This is a genomic window from Bradyrhizobium canariense, from assembly GCF_019402665.1.
Lineage (GTDB): Bacteria > Pseudomonadota > Alphaproteobacteria > Rhizobiales > Xanthobacteraceae > Bradyrhizobium > Bradyrhizobium canariense.
Map to the genome: position 1 here is coordinate 49461 of NZ_VSST01000048.1, position 14552 is coordinate 64012.

Annotated in this window: 13 protein-coding genes; 3 read left to right on the forward strand and 10 right to left on the reverse strand. The window is 57.6% G+C overall.

Features of this window, described 5'->3' with window-relative positions; all coding sequences use genetic code 11:
• Positions 1–105: 105 nt before the first annotated feature.
• Positions 106–1227, reverse strand: a complete 1122-nt coding sequence (locus FXB41_RS25175) for an acyl-CoA dehydrogenase family protein (RefSeq protein WP_219683579.1) — start codon at positions 1225–1227, stop codon at positions 106–108.
• Positions 1228–1503: 276 nt separating this feature from the next.
• On the opposite strand from FXB41_RS25175, the gene FXB41_RS25180 reads away from it, so the two are divergent.
• Together FXB41_RS25180 and asnB are read left to right on the forward strand one after the other, a co-directional pair.
• Entirely contained in the window at positions 1504–2133 is a 630-nt protein-coding gene (locus tag FXB41_RS25180; protein ID WP_219683580.1) for a 4'-phosphopantetheinyl transferase superfamily protein, read from the forward strand.
• Positions 2134–2350: 217 nt separating this feature from the next.
• The gene (gene asnB / locus FXB41_RS25185; protein ID WP_219683581.1) at positions 2351–4024 is read left to right on the forward strand and encodes an asparagine synthase B; all 1674 of its coding nucleotides are present in this window, start codon (positions 2351–2353) and stop codon (positions 4022–4024) included.
• 273 nt (positions 4025–4297) lie between these two features.
• Here asnB and FXB41_RS25190 read toward each other — a convergent pair whose 3' ends face one another.
• The 4 genes from FXB41_RS25190 to FXB41_RS25205 all read right to left on the reverse strand — a co-directional run bounded on the left by FXB41_RS25190 (position 4298) and on the right by FXB41_RS25205 (position 8689).
• The gene (locus FXB41_RS25190) at positions 4298–5290 is read right to left on the reverse strand and encodes an NAD-dependent epimerase/dehydratase family protein (RefSeq protein WP_219683607.1); all 993 of its coding nucleotides are present in this window, start codon (positions 5288–5290) and stop codon (positions 4298–4300) included.
• 221 nt (positions 5291–5511) lie between these two features.
• A complete protein-coding gene (gene wecC / locus FXB41_RS25195; protein WP_219683582.1) occupies positions 5512–6774 on the reverse strand; it encodes a UDP-N-acetyl-D-mannosamine dehydrogenase in 1263 nt (420 codons plus the stop codon).
• Positions 6767–7891: a non-hydrolyzing UDP-N-acetylglucosamine 2-epimerase gene (gene wecB / locus FXB41_RS25200; RefSeq protein ID WP_219683583.1), complete on the reverse strand. Its 1125-nt coding sequence runs from the start codon at positions 7889–7891 to the stop codon at positions 6767–6769. Before wecB ends, wecC begins: the two co-directional genes overlap by 8 nt.
• A 3-nt stretch (positions 7892–7894) precedes the next feature.
• Complete coding sequence (locus tag FXB41_RS25205; RefSeq protein ID WP_219683584.1) at positions 7895–8689, reverse strand: WecB/TagA/CpsF family glycosyltransferase; 795 nt, start codon at positions 8687–8689, stop codon at positions 7895–7897.
• A 211-nt stretch (positions 8690–8900) separates the two neighbouring features.
• On the opposite strand from FXB41_RS25205, the gene FXB41_RS25210 reads away from it, so the two are divergent.
• The gene (locus FXB41_RS25210) at positions 8901–9788 is read left to right on the forward strand and encodes a glycosyltransferase (RefSeq protein WP_219683585.1); all 888 of its coding nucleotides are present in this window, start codon (positions 8901–8903) and stop codon (positions 9786–9788) included.
• A gap of 26 nt (positions 9789–9814) precedes the next feature.
• Here the strand turns inward: FXB41_RS25210 and FXB41_RS25215 are convergent, their stop codons facing one another.
• The 5 genes from FXB41_RS25215 to rfbC all read right to left on the reverse strand — a co-directional run bounded on the left by FXB41_RS25215 (position 9815) and on the right by rfbC (position 14501).
• Entirely contained in the window at positions 9815–10951 is a 1137-nt protein-coding gene (locus FXB41_RS25215; protein WP_246649154.1) for a hypothetical protein, read from the reverse strand.
• A gap of 86 nt (positions 10952–11037) precedes the next feature.
• On the reverse strand, positions 11038–11955 hold the full coding sequence (gene rfbA, locus FXB41_RS25220) for a glucose-1-phosphate thymidylyltransferase RfbA (protein ID WP_219683586.1): 918 nt from the start codon (positions 11953–11955) through the stop codon (positions 11038–11040).
• Positions 11864–12853, reverse strand: a complete 990-nt coding sequence (rfbD, locus tag FXB41_RS25225) for a dTDP-4-dehydrorhamnose reductase (protein WP_219683587.1) — start codon at positions 12851–12853, stop codon at positions 11864–11866. The genes rfbA and rfbD overlap by 92 nt, the downstream gene beginning before the upstream one ends.
• A 9-nt stretch (positions 12854–12862) precedes the next feature.
• Positions 12863–13933 (reverse strand): dTDP-glucose 4,6-dehydratase, encoded by a 1071-nt coding sequence (gene rfbB, locus FXB41_RS25230; RefSeq protein WP_219683588.1) that lies wholly within the window; start codon positions 13931–13933, stop codon positions 12863–12865.
• A gap of 10 nt (positions 13934–13943) precedes the next feature.
• The gene (gene rfbC / locus FXB41_RS25235; RefSeq protein WP_219683590.1) at positions 13944–14501 is read right to left on the reverse strand and encodes a dTDP-4-dehydrorhamnose 3,5-epimerase; all 558 of its coding nucleotides are present in this window, start codon (positions 14499–14501) and stop codon (positions 13944–13946) included.
• Between the last annotated feature and the right edge of the window lie 51 nt (positions 14502–14552).

A 14552-nucleotide genomic window follows, 5' to 3' on the forward strand; every position in this document is an offset into this window, starting at 1 on the left:
GGTGTCACTCACCCTGTGTGAGCGGCCGCGTTTCAACGTTTGAACTCTCAAGGCCACAATGTCGCTGGCTGCTGGTTACGACCAGCAACACCGCGGATGCGAGGCTCAGATTGAGGAGCTTATAACTTCTTTCAAAACCTCATTAGCGCCGCCGTAGATGCGCTGCACCCGACTGTCCGCCCACATACGCGCGATGGGAGACTCCTGCATATACCCATACCCGCCGTGCAGCTGAACGCATTCATCAAGTACCCGCCACTGACATTCGGTAAGCCAGTACTTCGCCATCGCAGCCGTAACGGAATCGAACCGGCCATCGATAAATTTCTGGATGCAATCGTCCACAAACGTGCGAGCGATGTGCGCCTCAGTCTTACATTCCGCGAGTTTGAAACGCGTATTTTGCAGGTCTAGCAGAGGCTTACCGAATGCATGTCGCTCCTTGACGTAATTCGCGGTGAGTTCCAGAGCGCGCTCCGCCGTGGCAACTGCGCTGAGACCGATCGATAGTCGTTCGTAGCGGAACTGATCCATCATCTGAAACAACCCACGGCCCTCGCCTGGACCCAGCAGATTTTCGGCAGGCACGAGCACGTCATTGAAGAACAGTTCGCAGGTATCTTGCGCATGTCGGCCGATTTTCTCAAGCGGGCGGTTAACTCGGTAGCCTGGCAAATCCCTCGTCTCGAGCACCAACAACGAAAGCGCCCGCGGACCGGCGGCCTTGGAATCGGTTCGTACGGCGAGGCAGACGAGGCCTGCTTGCCATCCATTCGAGATGAATGTCTTGGAGCCGTTGACCACGTAGTGACCGCCACCATTTCTGGCGGTCGTCCTGATCGCCTGTAGGTCAGAGCCGGAGTGAGACTCTGTTAACCCGACGGCTCCGACGAGTTCACCGCATGCCATCCGTGGAAGCCAGCGGTGCTTCTGCTCTTCGCTACCGTATGCAAGAATGTAGTGAGCCACAATGCTTTGAATGCTGAGGCCAAAGTGCAACCCACTGCGAGAGATCTCTTCGACAACAATGGCCTCATGAGCAAACGTCCCGCCTCCGCCTCCATATTCCATCGGTACGTCGGGGAGCAACACACCCATCTCGCCAGCTTTAATCCAAGCCGCCGCATCGGGATGGCCCTGCATGGCCCAACGTGCGTGGTGAGGCGCGACCTCCGCCTCGATAAACTTACGGACTGTCTTTTGAAAGATCCTTATCTCGTCGGTCATCCAAGGAGATTCGTGCCGTACTGATGTCATTGGCTCGGTCTCGATTGCAGTCCATAAGCGGCTCGGCTTTTCACGTCAGCACAACGAAACGGGCCGGCCCGCCGCGGGCCTACGATGCCGTATCCGCAGCACTCTTGGCAAGAGCCCTTTCCCGTTGGACCGATCATCGATACACTGGGCATGTAATAGGCGGCCGCTCACGCGATCAGGGGACAGAGAGTAAAACTACGATTGCGGGCTCATCCTCTCCATGAGCACAGAGTCAGGTTGGGTGCCATGACACAGGATCAGGAGTTTGCTCGGTCACTGCACGAGATCGAATCGCCCAGCATTGCGGTTGCGCATCGTGTAATAGCCATCGGCGATGAGCACGCGCTACTGCCAGAGGAAGCAAATTCATTCGAACGCTATGGGGTTCGAGCGCGGCGGGCCAGCGGAGCCGCACGCATCGTTGCACGCGCCCTCCTCCACGGCCTGGGAAAAGAAATAGCGGCGCTGCCGAAATCATCCGATGGCGTGCCGATCTGGCCAAAGGGATCTTTGGGCTCCCTTGCGCATGACTCCCGGGTCGCGGTCGCTGCGGCGAGCGCCTCTCGATATCTCGCCGGCTTGGGTATAGATGTCGAGCCAGCCGAAGACCTACCAGCCGATTTGATAAGTCTGGTCACGACCCCGCGAGAACGCGCAAACCTTCGATCAGATCCTTTTCGAGGCCGGCTGCTGTTTGTCGCTAAAGAGGCGGCCTACAAAGCAGTCTACCCCCTGGACCAGTTGTTACTCGGCCATCACGACATTGAAGTCGATCTAGCCAACCGGCGGGCTATTTTTCGGAACGGCCGGGTCGTTCACCTCAGGTTTTCAATTTCCAAGCACTTGGTGGCGCTCGCCTTGCTTCTCTCGCGATAGCGGACGCCCGTCGCTCAAATCGCGAGCTTCTTACGACCGCACCATTTAAATAACTCGACGGCGCAATAAATCAGAGTAATATACGACGAAACCGAAATTTAACGTAATTGTTTCTGCGATCGCAAGTCAATCAAAATCAGTTGCGCCGCGAAACGCCGGCATTCATCGTCACGGCTCCCGGCGCGGTGACGGTCAGACCACAGAGAAGGGGGCTGCTTTGTGCGGTTTTGTCGGTATTTTTGAATTTATTGAGTCGCTCGAAGCAGTGCGTGTCTTGGCGTTAGAGATGGCGAAGACAATCAGACACCGGGGGCCCGACTGGAGCGGAATTTACGTCCATGATCGCGCTGTGCTCGCGCACGAACGGCTCTCGATCATAGACGTCGAGCACGGGGCGCAACCCCTTCTCGATGTAGTTGCAGGCCGCGCACTTGCAGTAAATGGCGAGATATATAACCATATTGCGTTGCGCGAGAAGCTGAGGCGGCCCCACGCATGGAAGACAAAGTCAGACTGCGAGATCATTCTGTATCTTTATGACGAATACGGGCCGGACTTATGCAAAATGCTCAGCGGAATTTTTGCCTTTGCCCTTTTCGATGAAACACGGCAGACCTACTTTCTGGCACGCGACCACATAGGCATCGTTCCTCTCTACATAGGATGGGGCGCGGATGGCACGACCTATGTCGCAAGCGAAATGAAGGCTATCGATGGCGTATGCAGCACACTTCAAGAGTTCCCGCCGGGACACTACTATACCAGCACCGAAAAACAATTCGTCAAATGGTACGATCCCGAGTGGGCCCGCACCGTGCCGACGGAGAAAGTCTCCTTGCCCAAACTGCGGGCTGCGCTTGACGCGGCCGTTAAACAGCAACTGATGTGCGACGTTCCGTACGGAGTGCTCATATCGGGAGGCCTCGACTCCTCCCTCATTGCGGCGATCGCGGCACAGCACCGGTTCAAGAGAATAGAGACGGGCGAAACCGAAGAAGCGTGGTGGCCGAGATTGCACTCCTTTTCGGTCGGCCTCGAAGGTTCTCCGGACATGGCGTTTGCACGCAAGGTAGCGGTGCATATCGGCACAGTTCATCATGAGATCATCTTTACGATCCAGGAGGGACTCGATGCTTTAAAAGACGTCATCCTCCATCTTGAAACCTTCGACGTCACGTCTATCCGAGCGGGCACGCCCATGTACCTTATGGCGCGCAAGATAAAGTCGATGGGCATCAAGATGGTATTATCGGGAGAAGGCGCGGATGAAGTATTCGGAGGCTATCTCTATTTTCACAAGGCCCCGACGGCGCGTGACTTTCATGAGGAAACTGTGCGCAAACTGTTCGCACTCAGCAAGTACGATTGCTGTCGCGCAAACAAGGCGACAGCTGCTTGGGGCATCGAGGCGCGAGTTCCGTTCCTGGACAAGGACTTCCTCGACTACGCTATGTCGATCGACCCAGCGGACAAGATGTGCCCAGGTAACGCGATTGAGAAACGGATATTGCGCGGGGCGTTCCGAGACCTTCTTCCCGAGGAGGTCCTCTGGCGGCAAAAGGAACAATTTTCCGATGGTGTCGGATACGCCTGGATCGACGGCTTGAAGCGCCGCGCAGAGGAAAAGGTTTCCGATCAGATGATGGCACAGGCAGCGGAGCGATTTCCGCAGCAAACGCCCACGTCCAAGGAAGGATATTTGTACAGAACGCTCTTTGACGGCTTATTCACCAATCCAACAGCCAGCCTTACGGTACCTGTCGGCCCTTCGATTGCGTGTTCGACACCTACGGCATTTCGCTGGTCTCAGGAGTTTGCGAAAATGGACGATCCATCAGGCAGAGCGGTGAAGGGCGTACACCTCCATGCTATCGATGCGCTCAAGATCTAATCTAACGGCGAAAATGCCCGATCCGGCGTGGTCCTTCGCGTTAAAGCAATAGGTTGTTACCGAGCAGCCACTCTGGTATCCGCCACCTTACTCGCCTGACCTCGCTCCCATCGCGCAGCCTTCACCAAGATCAAGCATGGATGTGCATCGATCAGAAGCGCACCCTCGGAGATAGTTGGCAACATCCGGTGAGCTGTCTCCACCATTCAACCTCGCGAATGCAGCAACTACTTCGCAGATGCCGGATACGCTTCGGTCAAAACGTGAAACGCTCTAGGAGGTTATTTCCTGCCGTGGACGCCCGGCCGCGAGCCCGCGTTCAGCACGCCACCATCTCGCAAGCTCGGCGAGCCCCTGCTCGAGCGAAACGGTCGCGTGGAAATCCAGCAGACGCTGCGCTTTCCCGGTCGAGGCCTGCAAGCGCGGCACCGGATTGACCCAGCGCTCCGGCGCGAATTCCGGCGTCAACCTGCGTCGCCCCATCGCCGACGTTAGCGATTCAGCCAGTTGGGCAAGACTGGTCTCCGTGCCGCTACCCACGTTGAATACTTCGTCGGTGACGTTTGCTCTGGCCGCAATGATATTGGCGCGTGCTACGTCGCGGACATGCACGAGATCCATGGTTTGCCGACCATCGCCAAAGATAATCGGAGGCATCCCCGCTTCCACCCGCTCCATCCAACGAATCAGTAGGTCCGTATAGCGCACGTGGATATTCATCCTGCTGCCGTAGACGTTGAAGTAGCGGAGCGCTATGTAGTCCAGCCCATATATGTCGTTGTACGCGCGCAGCAGACCTTCGTTGAAGGCTTTCGCAGCTCCATAGACGGTGCGGTTGCGGTAGGGACTTTCCCGTTCGGTGGTGGGCAACTCCTCGGCCGCGCCGTACACCGACGCCGACGACGCAGCGACAATCTTCTCCACACCGTGCTTCACACAGAGCTCGAGCAGATCGAACGTGCCGTCCACCATCACGCGCATAGCGAGCCGTGGTTCAGCTTCGCAATGCGAATTGCGCAGTGACGCTTGGTGAAACACGATATCGGTTGCCTTCACCAACTCTCCCATCAGCTTGCCGTCTCGCATGTCGCCACGGACAAGTCGCACCGGCCCGTGCGCTAGGGCTCGCTGCAGGTTTTCCGGTCGACCTGTGAGCATGTTGTCGAGTGCTACGATTTCGACGCAGCCCTCGTCGCACAGCAAGTCGATGATGTGCGAGCCGATGAAGCCCGCGCCCCCAGTAACGAGGATGCGTTTGCCTTTCAGGTCAATCAATCCAGTTATCCTGTTTCTCCGAAACCGGGCCGTTCGATGCCTCGCTCACCATCACAGAATGTCTCTGCCTCCGCTCATCAATTCGGAGAGTGCGGCCACTTTCGCCGGTAAACGGTCCCATGTACTTCACGCATCTCACTCCAGCATCAACAGTCCACTCTATTCAGCGAGCTAACGTCTTAGTCGCAATTTATCCGCGCATCATGCGGGCACTACGTCCTCAACGGCATATCCTGCCAAATACCGCGCGTGTCGATGACGTCTAGATGACGACGCTCGGCGAGCGGTATCATCCTGAACTCGTCATGGTCGACCAGGAGAAGGGCGATCTCACACACACGTAGCGCCTCATCGATGTTCAAGAAGCCGATTTCGTACTCGGCAAGTTCCGGCGGTAGCCGCCGCAAATTCGGTTCAACGGCCTTGATACGCTCTCCGTACTTCTTGGCCAGGTGTATCGCGATCTCCATCGCCGGGCTCTCACGCAAATCGTCAACGTTCGCTTTGAATGTCAGACCGCAGCAGGCCACGTTGGCATAGGGATGATCGTCGATCAGAGCCTCAGCCCGCTCAATAATGCTCCGCGTCTTGGCATTGTTGACCTCGCGACTCGTTCGCATTACGCGCGCGAGGTCCGGTGCCGAGTCGATAATGAACCACGGATCGACTGCGATGCAGTGCCCACCCACACCTGGGCCGGGCCGCAACACGTTCACGCGCGGGTGACGATTGGCAATATCGATCACCTCCCAGACATTGATGTCGAACCTATCGCAAATCAGCGAGAGTTCATTGGCAAACGCAATATTCGTGTCACGGAACGCGTTCTCCGTCAGCTTAACCAACTCGGCGGCGCGCGCGGTGGTTGCAACACAGGCGCCACGAACGAACATCTTGTAGAAGCGCTGAGCGCGACGCGCGCAGGCCGGGGTGATCCCGCCGATGCATCGATCGTTATTGATGAGTTCGCTCAAGATCCGCCCAGGCAATACGCGCTCAGGGCAGTAGGCGACGTACACCGCTCCTTCTTCGCTGCCGTTGATGCCAATCCTCAGGTCCGGCCTGCAATCACTGATCCGCTTTGCAATACCTTCAGTTGTTCCGATCGGCGAGGTCGATTCGAGAATGACGAGATTGTCTGGAACCAGCAAATCCAGGATTGTCTCTACCGCAGCGTTCACGTTGGACAAATCCGGCCGATTGTCGCTGTCGATAGGCGTGGGGACCGCGATGATGAAGACGTCGGCCGGCTGCGGCTTGCTCGAGACCGTCAACGCCCCGCTCGACACGACTTTGGAAACGAGACCATCGAGGTCTGGCTCTGAAATGTGAATGGCTCCGGAGCCCACCGTCCTGACCACATATTCCTTTGTGTCCACGCCAATCACCTGCAGGCCACGGCTGGCTATCAGCGCGGAGGTCGGTAGCCCAATATAACCAAGTCCGATGACGCAAATTTTCTGAAACTCAGCCATCGAGAAGCACCTTCACGATCCGCTCGCTGGCATGCCCATCGCCAAAAGGATTGTGGGAGCGGGCCATGGCGGCATAACTCTCATCGTCGTCAAGCAGGCGGAATGTCTCTTCGACGATCCTGTCGTGGTTCGCGCCGACCAGGCGAGCGGTTCCCGCTTCGACCCCTTCCGGACGTTCGGTCGTCTCACGCATCACAAGGACCGGTTTGCCGAACGTCGGCGCCTCTTCCTGCACGCCGCCCGAGTCAGTCAGCACCAGGTGGGACAGTGACAGGAGACTCACAAAATCGGTGTACTCTTGAGGGGAAATGAGCGCGACACGCGGATGCTCGCCGAGCCGCATTGAGAACACGTCGTGGACATTCGGGTTCGGGTGAACCGGAAGCACTACGGCAACGTCCTCCCTGCGCAAGATAGTCTGCAATGCATTCGCGATGTTGAGAACTCCCTCGCCGAAATTTTCTCGGCGATGGCAGGTGACAAGGATGATTCGGCGATTGCCGTGACGTTTCTTGATCCCATCCCAGCGGGAGGACAGATGCGGATCGGCGTCAACCATGGCTTTAGCGAAGATCAGCGCATCAATGACAGTGTTTCCGGTAACGTGAATGCGATCGTTTGAGACGTTCTCGGACCGCAGCGCTCTCGCGGCACGTTCGGTCGGCGCGAAATGTTGATCCGCAATCGAACCAACGATCTTCCGGTTCACCTCCTCAGGCCAAGGCGCGAAAATATCTCCACTCCGCAGCCCCGCCTCGACGTGGGAGACCGGAATACGGCGGTAGTACGATGCCAGCGCACCCGTCATCGCAGTCGTGGTGTCGCCCTGGACGACAACTCTAGTGGGCTTCACCCTCTCCAGGACTTCTCCGATCTGCGCCAATAGTCGGCCCGTGAGGTTCTCGAGCGTCTGATCGACCGTCATGACGTTGAGATCGAAATTTGGGACTACCTTGGCAAGCTTGAGAACCTGGTCGAGCAGCTCACGGTGCTGCGCTGTCGCACAGACCGTGAAGACGACGTCCTTGCGGTTTTCGGCCTTGAGCCGATTGATTATCGGAAATAGCTTGATCGCCTCCGGTCTCGTTCCCAACAGGATGAGAAAATGCTTGAGCACGTCTCACCCTCCGATCCGTCCCGCCCCGGGCGGGAGCGTACCATATGCCGTGGGATGCCCTCGCAGCGCCTGCTGCACCAGGGCTTGCGCCAAGACGCCGGCAAACAACGTATTCGTCCTGGCATACCGCCACCACATGCGCCGGGGCTCCTGATAGATGCGGTACACCCACTCCAGACCAAATTGCTGCATTTGAACGGGAGCTCGCAGGACTGCGCCTGCGAGAACGTCGAACGCGCCACCGACACCCATGATGAAGGGTACCCCGAGTTCGTCGCGATGGGCGGCGAGGAAACGTTCCTTTCGCGGCGTTGGCATACCGATGAACAGGCAATCGGCCCCGGCGGATTGGATGTCGGAGATGACATCGCACTCCTGCTCGCTGGTAAAGTAACCATGCTTAAGCCCGGCAAAGACAAGTGAAGGATGCTTGTCTCGCACACGCTGCACCGCCTGTTGCAAGACAGTAGCTGTGGCTCCCAGGAAATAGGGCCGGAAGCCCTCGCGCGCGCAAACTTCGAGCAGTTCGCTTAGTAAATCCACGCCAGTGACACGCGATGTGACCGGCAGACCAAGCGCTCGCGCCCCCCAAACGATACCCATTCCGTCTATGCCGACAATGTCACTGTTAGCGACGTCAGCGGCGAGCATCGGATCAGACCGCATGCTAACGAACTTCGCGACGTTGAGGGCCACATGCTGTAGGCGCTGACGGCTTCGCATAGCTTGGCGCGCAAGATTGACCGTTTCGGCCATCGTCAAGATATCGATGGGACAGCCCAGGAATGACGCACGCATCGGTTCCTCCAGCCCTTAAAACTCATCTCGGGCGACGCGGTACGCCCCTCGGTTGAAAATGAATTAATAATAAATATAATACTGACGGCATATTTAATTGCAAGTTATATCTGGATCATTATTGAAGCTTTAAATACAAACCGCTACGGATCCCAGCCTCACATTATCGAACATCGCGATCGGCGCGCGCATTAAATGGAGATTAAACGTCATGATTTCAGTGATTATTCCGCATCTAAATCAGCTCAGCGCCCTTGACGTCTGTCTGGCCAGTCTCGAGGCGCAGCGTCTCCCCCGCGAGGCGTTCGAGATCATTGTCGTTGACAACGGTTCAACTACCTTGCCGACAGATATCGTCGCCCGCCATCCCGGCGTACGGCTCTTGCATGAGGTGCAGCCCGGCCCTGGTCCGGCTCGTAACACTGGTGTAGCCGGCGGAAACGGCGAGGTGCTGGCATTCATCGACGCCGATTGCAGGGCGCATCCGGACTGGCTAAGCAGCATATGGCGCTCATTGCATTCATCGCCAGCCGGCACGGTCCTCGGGGGAGACGTCCGTATTTGGCAAGGCGCCAATTCCCACCTCGATGCAATCGCGGCTTATGAGAGCGTCTTCGCCTATCGATTCAAACTCTACATCGAGCGCCATGGCTATTCCGGCACCGGCAATATGGCAATGCTCCGCCGCGATTTCGAATTTGTAGGTCCCTTCGCAGGGATCGAAGTTGCGGAGGATATGGAGTGGGGACAGCGCGCACGACGTTGCGGGCTTCGATTTCGGTACACGCCTGAGATGATCGTATTCCACCCGGCGCGGAGTTCTCTACAGGAGCTTTACGTCAAGTGGGACCGGCAAATCATGCATTACCGCAACATGGCTGAGGGTACCCCTGGCTGGAGATTGCGCTGGATTGCGCAAGCTTTTGTGGTGCTGGCCTCTCCCGCACCGAGCATCGTAACGGCTCTTACGAGCGACCGGCTCCAGGGCACTGGGTCTCGCATCAAAGCTATCGCAGTCATGTGTGCGGTACGACTACATCGGGCGGTGACCATGCTGTCGTTGCTACGCAAACGGCAGGCCGCCGCATGGAACCGCTAGACGGAACAGACATCGCAATCGCGGCATCAGGTCTGCGTTCGCGCTCTGCCAAAAGCCGGGCTGCAGGCCAGCTCCGGCACGTCGCAGCGCTGGCCAAACGACCACAACATCCAACCCAATTCGTAGCTGCGGCATTCTAGCCGAAGCCCCACACCAGAACTCTCGACCAGCCGCGACTCCCGTCGGCCGCAGGCATTCCCGATCGCACGCATCATCCTGGGCGCTCTCGTTGTCAGTTCGTGCTTCCGAACCTGCGATCGGATCGTTAATCCGAGATCGGGTACCAGCATCGAGCAGCGAAGCTGGTTCTCGCCGAATATCCAATTAAATCCATTGATTAAGGCATTCCGCGCGCCTGGAACGTGATAGCGCTCTGCCCATTCTAGCAGCGCAGGGGCCATGCCATATTGATGGACAGAGTAGACTTCATAGAAGTCAAGCACGCGGCCTGTGAGGGCATCGAAAAACCAGGGCCACTCGCCTTGGGGCCCCTGAAGCGCAATCAGCTTGCGTGCGCAGGAGCCTGCCATCGCAAGGGCGGCTGAATCCCCCGCGAACTCGCCGTAATGATAGCAAGCGATGGACAGATAGATCTGGGTCGCGAACGAGGCGAAACGCCGCCGCAAGCCGAGCGGCGCGTCGAAGAACAGGTCTGATCCGCTATGAAACCGCTGCCTGAGAAAACGATAGAGTGGATCGGCGAAGCAAGCCCATTCCTGGCGGCTGGCCCTGGCTTGAGCCACCACGCCCGTCAATAGCATGCCCAAGTCCTGCGCATGGAATGTTTTCCACCTCGCTTGATCGGCTAGAAGCGCCCTGACTTCGCGCCTCACCTGCTCGGGTACTTCGAAGCCAAGTTCTGCCGCAGCCCAAAGTGCCATGCCCAGCGCATATTTTCGCACCGGAAGGACGGTCAGCTGGACGGCGTTTCGGTAGAATACTTCCGACAGGCTGATGCTGCTCGGAACCACCTTGATCCTCGACATTCCGAGCAGAACGTTGAGCGTGTAGAACACATCGCTGTAGGGCAACGACTCGTTCGGCGAGGCACGCCCGTCCAGATGGTAGATGTGGGACCAGCGGCCGTGCTCAGGCAGCCAACACTGTTCCAGTCCTTTGAGCGCATAGCGGACTAACACAGAATTCTGCGACACGTCGCCCATCAAAGTTACACCAACAATCGGACCAATATTCGTCAGGGTACGGTGGGTTGAACTTACTTCAATATTTTGGACGACTTCATCCGACCTCACACCAAAATAGATCGGGGCCCGGCCACACTGCGCTGCCCTATATTTTCGACGAGCGCGATTTCGCGCAAATATTGACCGTAACCGCTCTTCTCCAATGGTCGCGCCAGCACTTCGATCTGGTCAAGATCGATGAAGCCCTGCCTAAGCGCGATCTCCTCGAGGCAGGCGACCTTCATCCCTTGCCTTTTCTCGATAGTCTGCACGAACATCGCCGCATCGATCAGCGATTCCACCGTCCCCGTATCCAGCCAAGCGAACCCACGTCCCATCCGCTCAACGTGGAGAGCATTTGCCGAAAGATAGCGCATCTGCAGATCCGTGATCTCGAGCTCGCCGCGTGCCGATGGCTCGATGCGACGTGCATATCGTACGACCGCGTTGTCGAAGAAATACAAACCCGTGATCGCCCAGTTTGATTTCGTGAACCTAGGTTTTTCCTCAATTCGAACCGGTCGACCGGTCTCATCAAAGCTAACCACGCCATATCTCTCGGGATCCCGCACGTGATAGGCGAAAACCGTTGCACCGTCTTCACGAGCCGCAGCCTTGGCGAGCAATCCACTCAGGCCCTCTCCGAAGAAAATATTGTCGCCAAGTACCATCGCAACCCGATCGTTCCCGATGAAATCGGCTCCGATAATGAAGGCTTCAGCCAGGCCGGCGGGACGGGGTTGCTCCGCATAACCGAGCTGAATCCCCCATTGACTGCCGTCACCCAGCAACTGCTCAAACTGGAACCGATCTGAAGGCGTGGTAATGACAAGTATTTCGCGGATGCCCGCCAGCATGAGGGTCGACAACGGATAGTAGATCATTGGTTTGTCATAGACCGGCAGCAACTGCTTGCTGACCGCTCGCGTGATCGGATAAAGTCGGGTTCCGCTGCCGCCAGCCAAGACGATTCCCTTCAGCATCGGTATCTCCTTTTCCGACAACTTGGTCGAGACAGATTTCGAGAGAATGGCGCCAGGCTGGCAACCGAATTCCAAACACACGTTCCGCTTTCGATGAGTCCAGCCGCGAGTTCGGCGGCCTGCGCGCAGCGCTCGGATACTGCTCGGTCGTGATCGCTTCCAGCTTGGGAGGCTGCACCCCACGACGCGACAGACCGTCGAAGATTGCCTCGGCAAAACCGTGCCAGGTGGTCGCCCCTTGGCCGGTGAGGTGAAATATGCCGGCGGCGGTGCGGCGGTCATCGGTAAGCGACCGCTCCGCGATCCGCAGGAGCGCCGCCGCCAGCTCCGCCGCCGAAGTCGGGTTACCCTGCTGGTCGTTAACGACCCCTACAATCGAGCGCGTTTCGGCCAGCCGCAACATCGTCCGAACAAAGTTAGCGCCAACCGGGCTGTAGATCCAAGAAGATCTCACGACGGTCGCAAGCGGATGCGCTGCCAAGACAGCCGCCTCGCCGGCAAGCTTCGACGCGCCGTATGCGCTCAACGGTGCCGGAACGTCCGCTTCGTCGTAAGCCCCATGCTTCGCGCCGTCAAAGACATAGTCGGTCGACATATGTAGAAATGGAACATTCCTCTGCCACGCGATATCAGCCAACGCCGCCGCACCATCGCGGTTGATGCTGAAGGCCTTTCCAATTTCGGATTCTGCTTGATCCACCGCCGTATAGGCAGCGACGTTGATGATGATGCAGGGGGCGATCGAGGCGACGGTCCTATCGATCCCCTCCCGGATTTCGAGGTCGAGCTCCTGACGTCCGAGCGCCACCGCAGGTAAGCCACGAACAGCAGCGAGATCACGAAGGCAGTTAGCCAATTGGCCATTTCGTCCAGCAATCAGAATCGGTCGTTCGATCATTGTGCCACCTCAGTGTTGCGTGGCTAGAAGGCCGAGACGTGCCCCGTCGTAGACACCGTTGCGAGCCCACGCCAACCACGAGGCGCCCCTGGCGAAATACCAATCCACGGTGTCGGCGAGACCTTGCTCGAAGCTTCGGGTCGGTTGCCATCCCAGCTCGCGGTGGGCTTTTGACGCATCGATCGCGTAACGTGCGTCGTGCCCCGGGCGATCCGGCACGAACGCAATCAACGATCGCCTCCTTGCCGAGCCTGGACATAACCGATCAAGCACGTCGCAAATCTGGTTGACGACCTCCAGATTGGATCGTTCGCTATCGCCGCCGAAATTGTACTTCTCTCCCGGCCTGCCTTCGAACAGCAGCTTTATCAGACCTGCTGCGTGGTCCTCGACATAAAGCCAGTCACGCACGTTGCTGCCGTCGCCATAAACAGGCAATGGCTTGTACTCCATCGCGTTCAGAATCGTCAGCGGAATGAGCTTTTCCGGAAATTGGAACGGTCCATAATTGTTCGAGCAATTCGACACGATGACCGGCAAGCCATAGGTCTTGTACCAGGCGAGCGCTAGGTGATCCGAGGCCGCTTTGCTCGCCGAATAGGGCGAACTCGGTCGATAAGCCGTATCTTCCCGGAAGCGGCCGAACGAGTCCAACGAGTCCAACGAGCCGTAGACCTCGTCCGTCGACACGTGAATGAACCTGAACTGTTTCCGCCTCGGGTGCGGCAACCCGTCATAGTATCGCCTGGCTGCCTCTAAGAGAGTATACGTGCCGACTATGTTGGTACCGATGAACGTTGCCGAGCCTGTAATCGACCGGTCCACATGGCTCTCCGCGGCCAGGTGAATGACCGCGCTTGGCTCCCATCTGGCAAATAGACTATTTACAGCCTCCTGATCGCAGATGTCGTGCTGCTCAAACCGATAGCAACTAGTACCGTCGATCGATGCCAGCGACGCCAAGTTGGCGGCATATGTCAGTTTATCGATATTGACGACCGTGGCCCCTGCCTCCGACACCAGCTGTCGGCAGACCGCAGAACCGATAAATCCCGCTCCACCCGTCACTAGGACACGCATCCGACGTCCTCTATTCAAACATTGAAGCGAGCTGGCGGAAGGCCGGAAGCGTTCGGTCCTTCGGTGAAAGCTGGGCCTCCGGAGCCTTGACCGGCCACTCGATCGCCAGTTCGGGATCGGCCCAATAAATCCCACCATCGTGGGCGGGAGAGTAAATCTCATCAACCTTGTAAAAGACCGCGGTCTGGGGCTGGAGCGTGCAGAAGCCATGCGCGAACCCTTTTGGGACGAACAACTGCTCTTCGCTCTCGCCGTCTAACTTGACCGAGACGTGCCTACCGAATGTCGGTGACAAGCGCCGAAGATCTACCACCACATCGAGGATCGCCCCTCTTAACACCCGGACCAGCTTGGCCTGGGCGAATGGAGGGTGCTGGAAGTGCAAACCGCGAACAGTCCCGACCCGCTCCGAGCACGACTGGTTGTCCTGAACAAAATCGTGGGGAATTCCCTTTTCGGCAAATGCAGAGCGACGAAATGTCTCGCAAAAATAGCCGCGGGCGTCGGAATGACGTTTCGTTCGTATCATTTTGACATCAGGGATGGCTAAGCTTCGCACTTCAAGCATTTAAGGGACCTCTGATAGGCCGGCAAAACAATTGGTCTTTCCGTCAACTCG

Bases quoted from the DNA above. Each gene is read 5' to 3' on its own strand.
- FXB41_RS25175 (WP_219683579.1), bottom strand. From the start codon at position 1,227: ATGACCGACGAGATAAGGATCTTTCAAAAGACAGTCCGTAAGTTTATC.
- FXB41_RS25180 (WP_219683580.1), top strand. From the start codon at position 1,504: ATGACACAGGATCAGGAGTTTGCTCGGTCACTGCACGAGATCGAATCG.
- wecC (WP_219683582.1), bottom strand. From the start codon at position 6,774: ATGGCTGAGTTTCAGAAAATTTGCGTCATCGGACTTGGTTATATTGGG.
- FXB41_RS25205 (WP_219683584.1), bottom strand. From the start codon at position 8,689: ATGCGTGCGTCATTCCTGGGCTGTCCCATCGATATCTTGACGATGGCC.
- FXB41_RS25210 (WP_219683585.1), top strand. From the start codon at position 8,901: ATGATTTCAGTGATTATTCCGCATCTAAATCAGCTCAGCGCCCTTGAC.
- FXB41_RS25215 (WP_246649154.1), bottom strand. From the start codon at position 10,951: ATGGGCGACGTGTCGCAGAATTCTGTGTTAGTCCGCTATGCGCTCAAA.
- rfbA (WP_219683586.1), bottom strand. From the start codon at position 11,955: ATGCTGAAGGGAATCGTCTTGGCTGGCGGCAGCGGAACCCGACTTTAT.
- rfbD (WP_219683587.1), bottom strand. From the start codon at position 12,853: ATGATCGAACGACCGATTCTGATTGCTGGACGAAATGGCCAATTGGCT.
- rfbB (WP_219683588.1), bottom strand. From the start codon at position 13,933: ATGCGTGTCCTAGTGACGGGTGGAGCGGGATTTATCGGTTCTGCGGTC.
- rfbC (WP_219683590.1), bottom strand. From the start codon at position 14,501: ATGCTTGAAGTGCGAAGCTTAGCCATCCCTGATGTCAAAATGATACGA.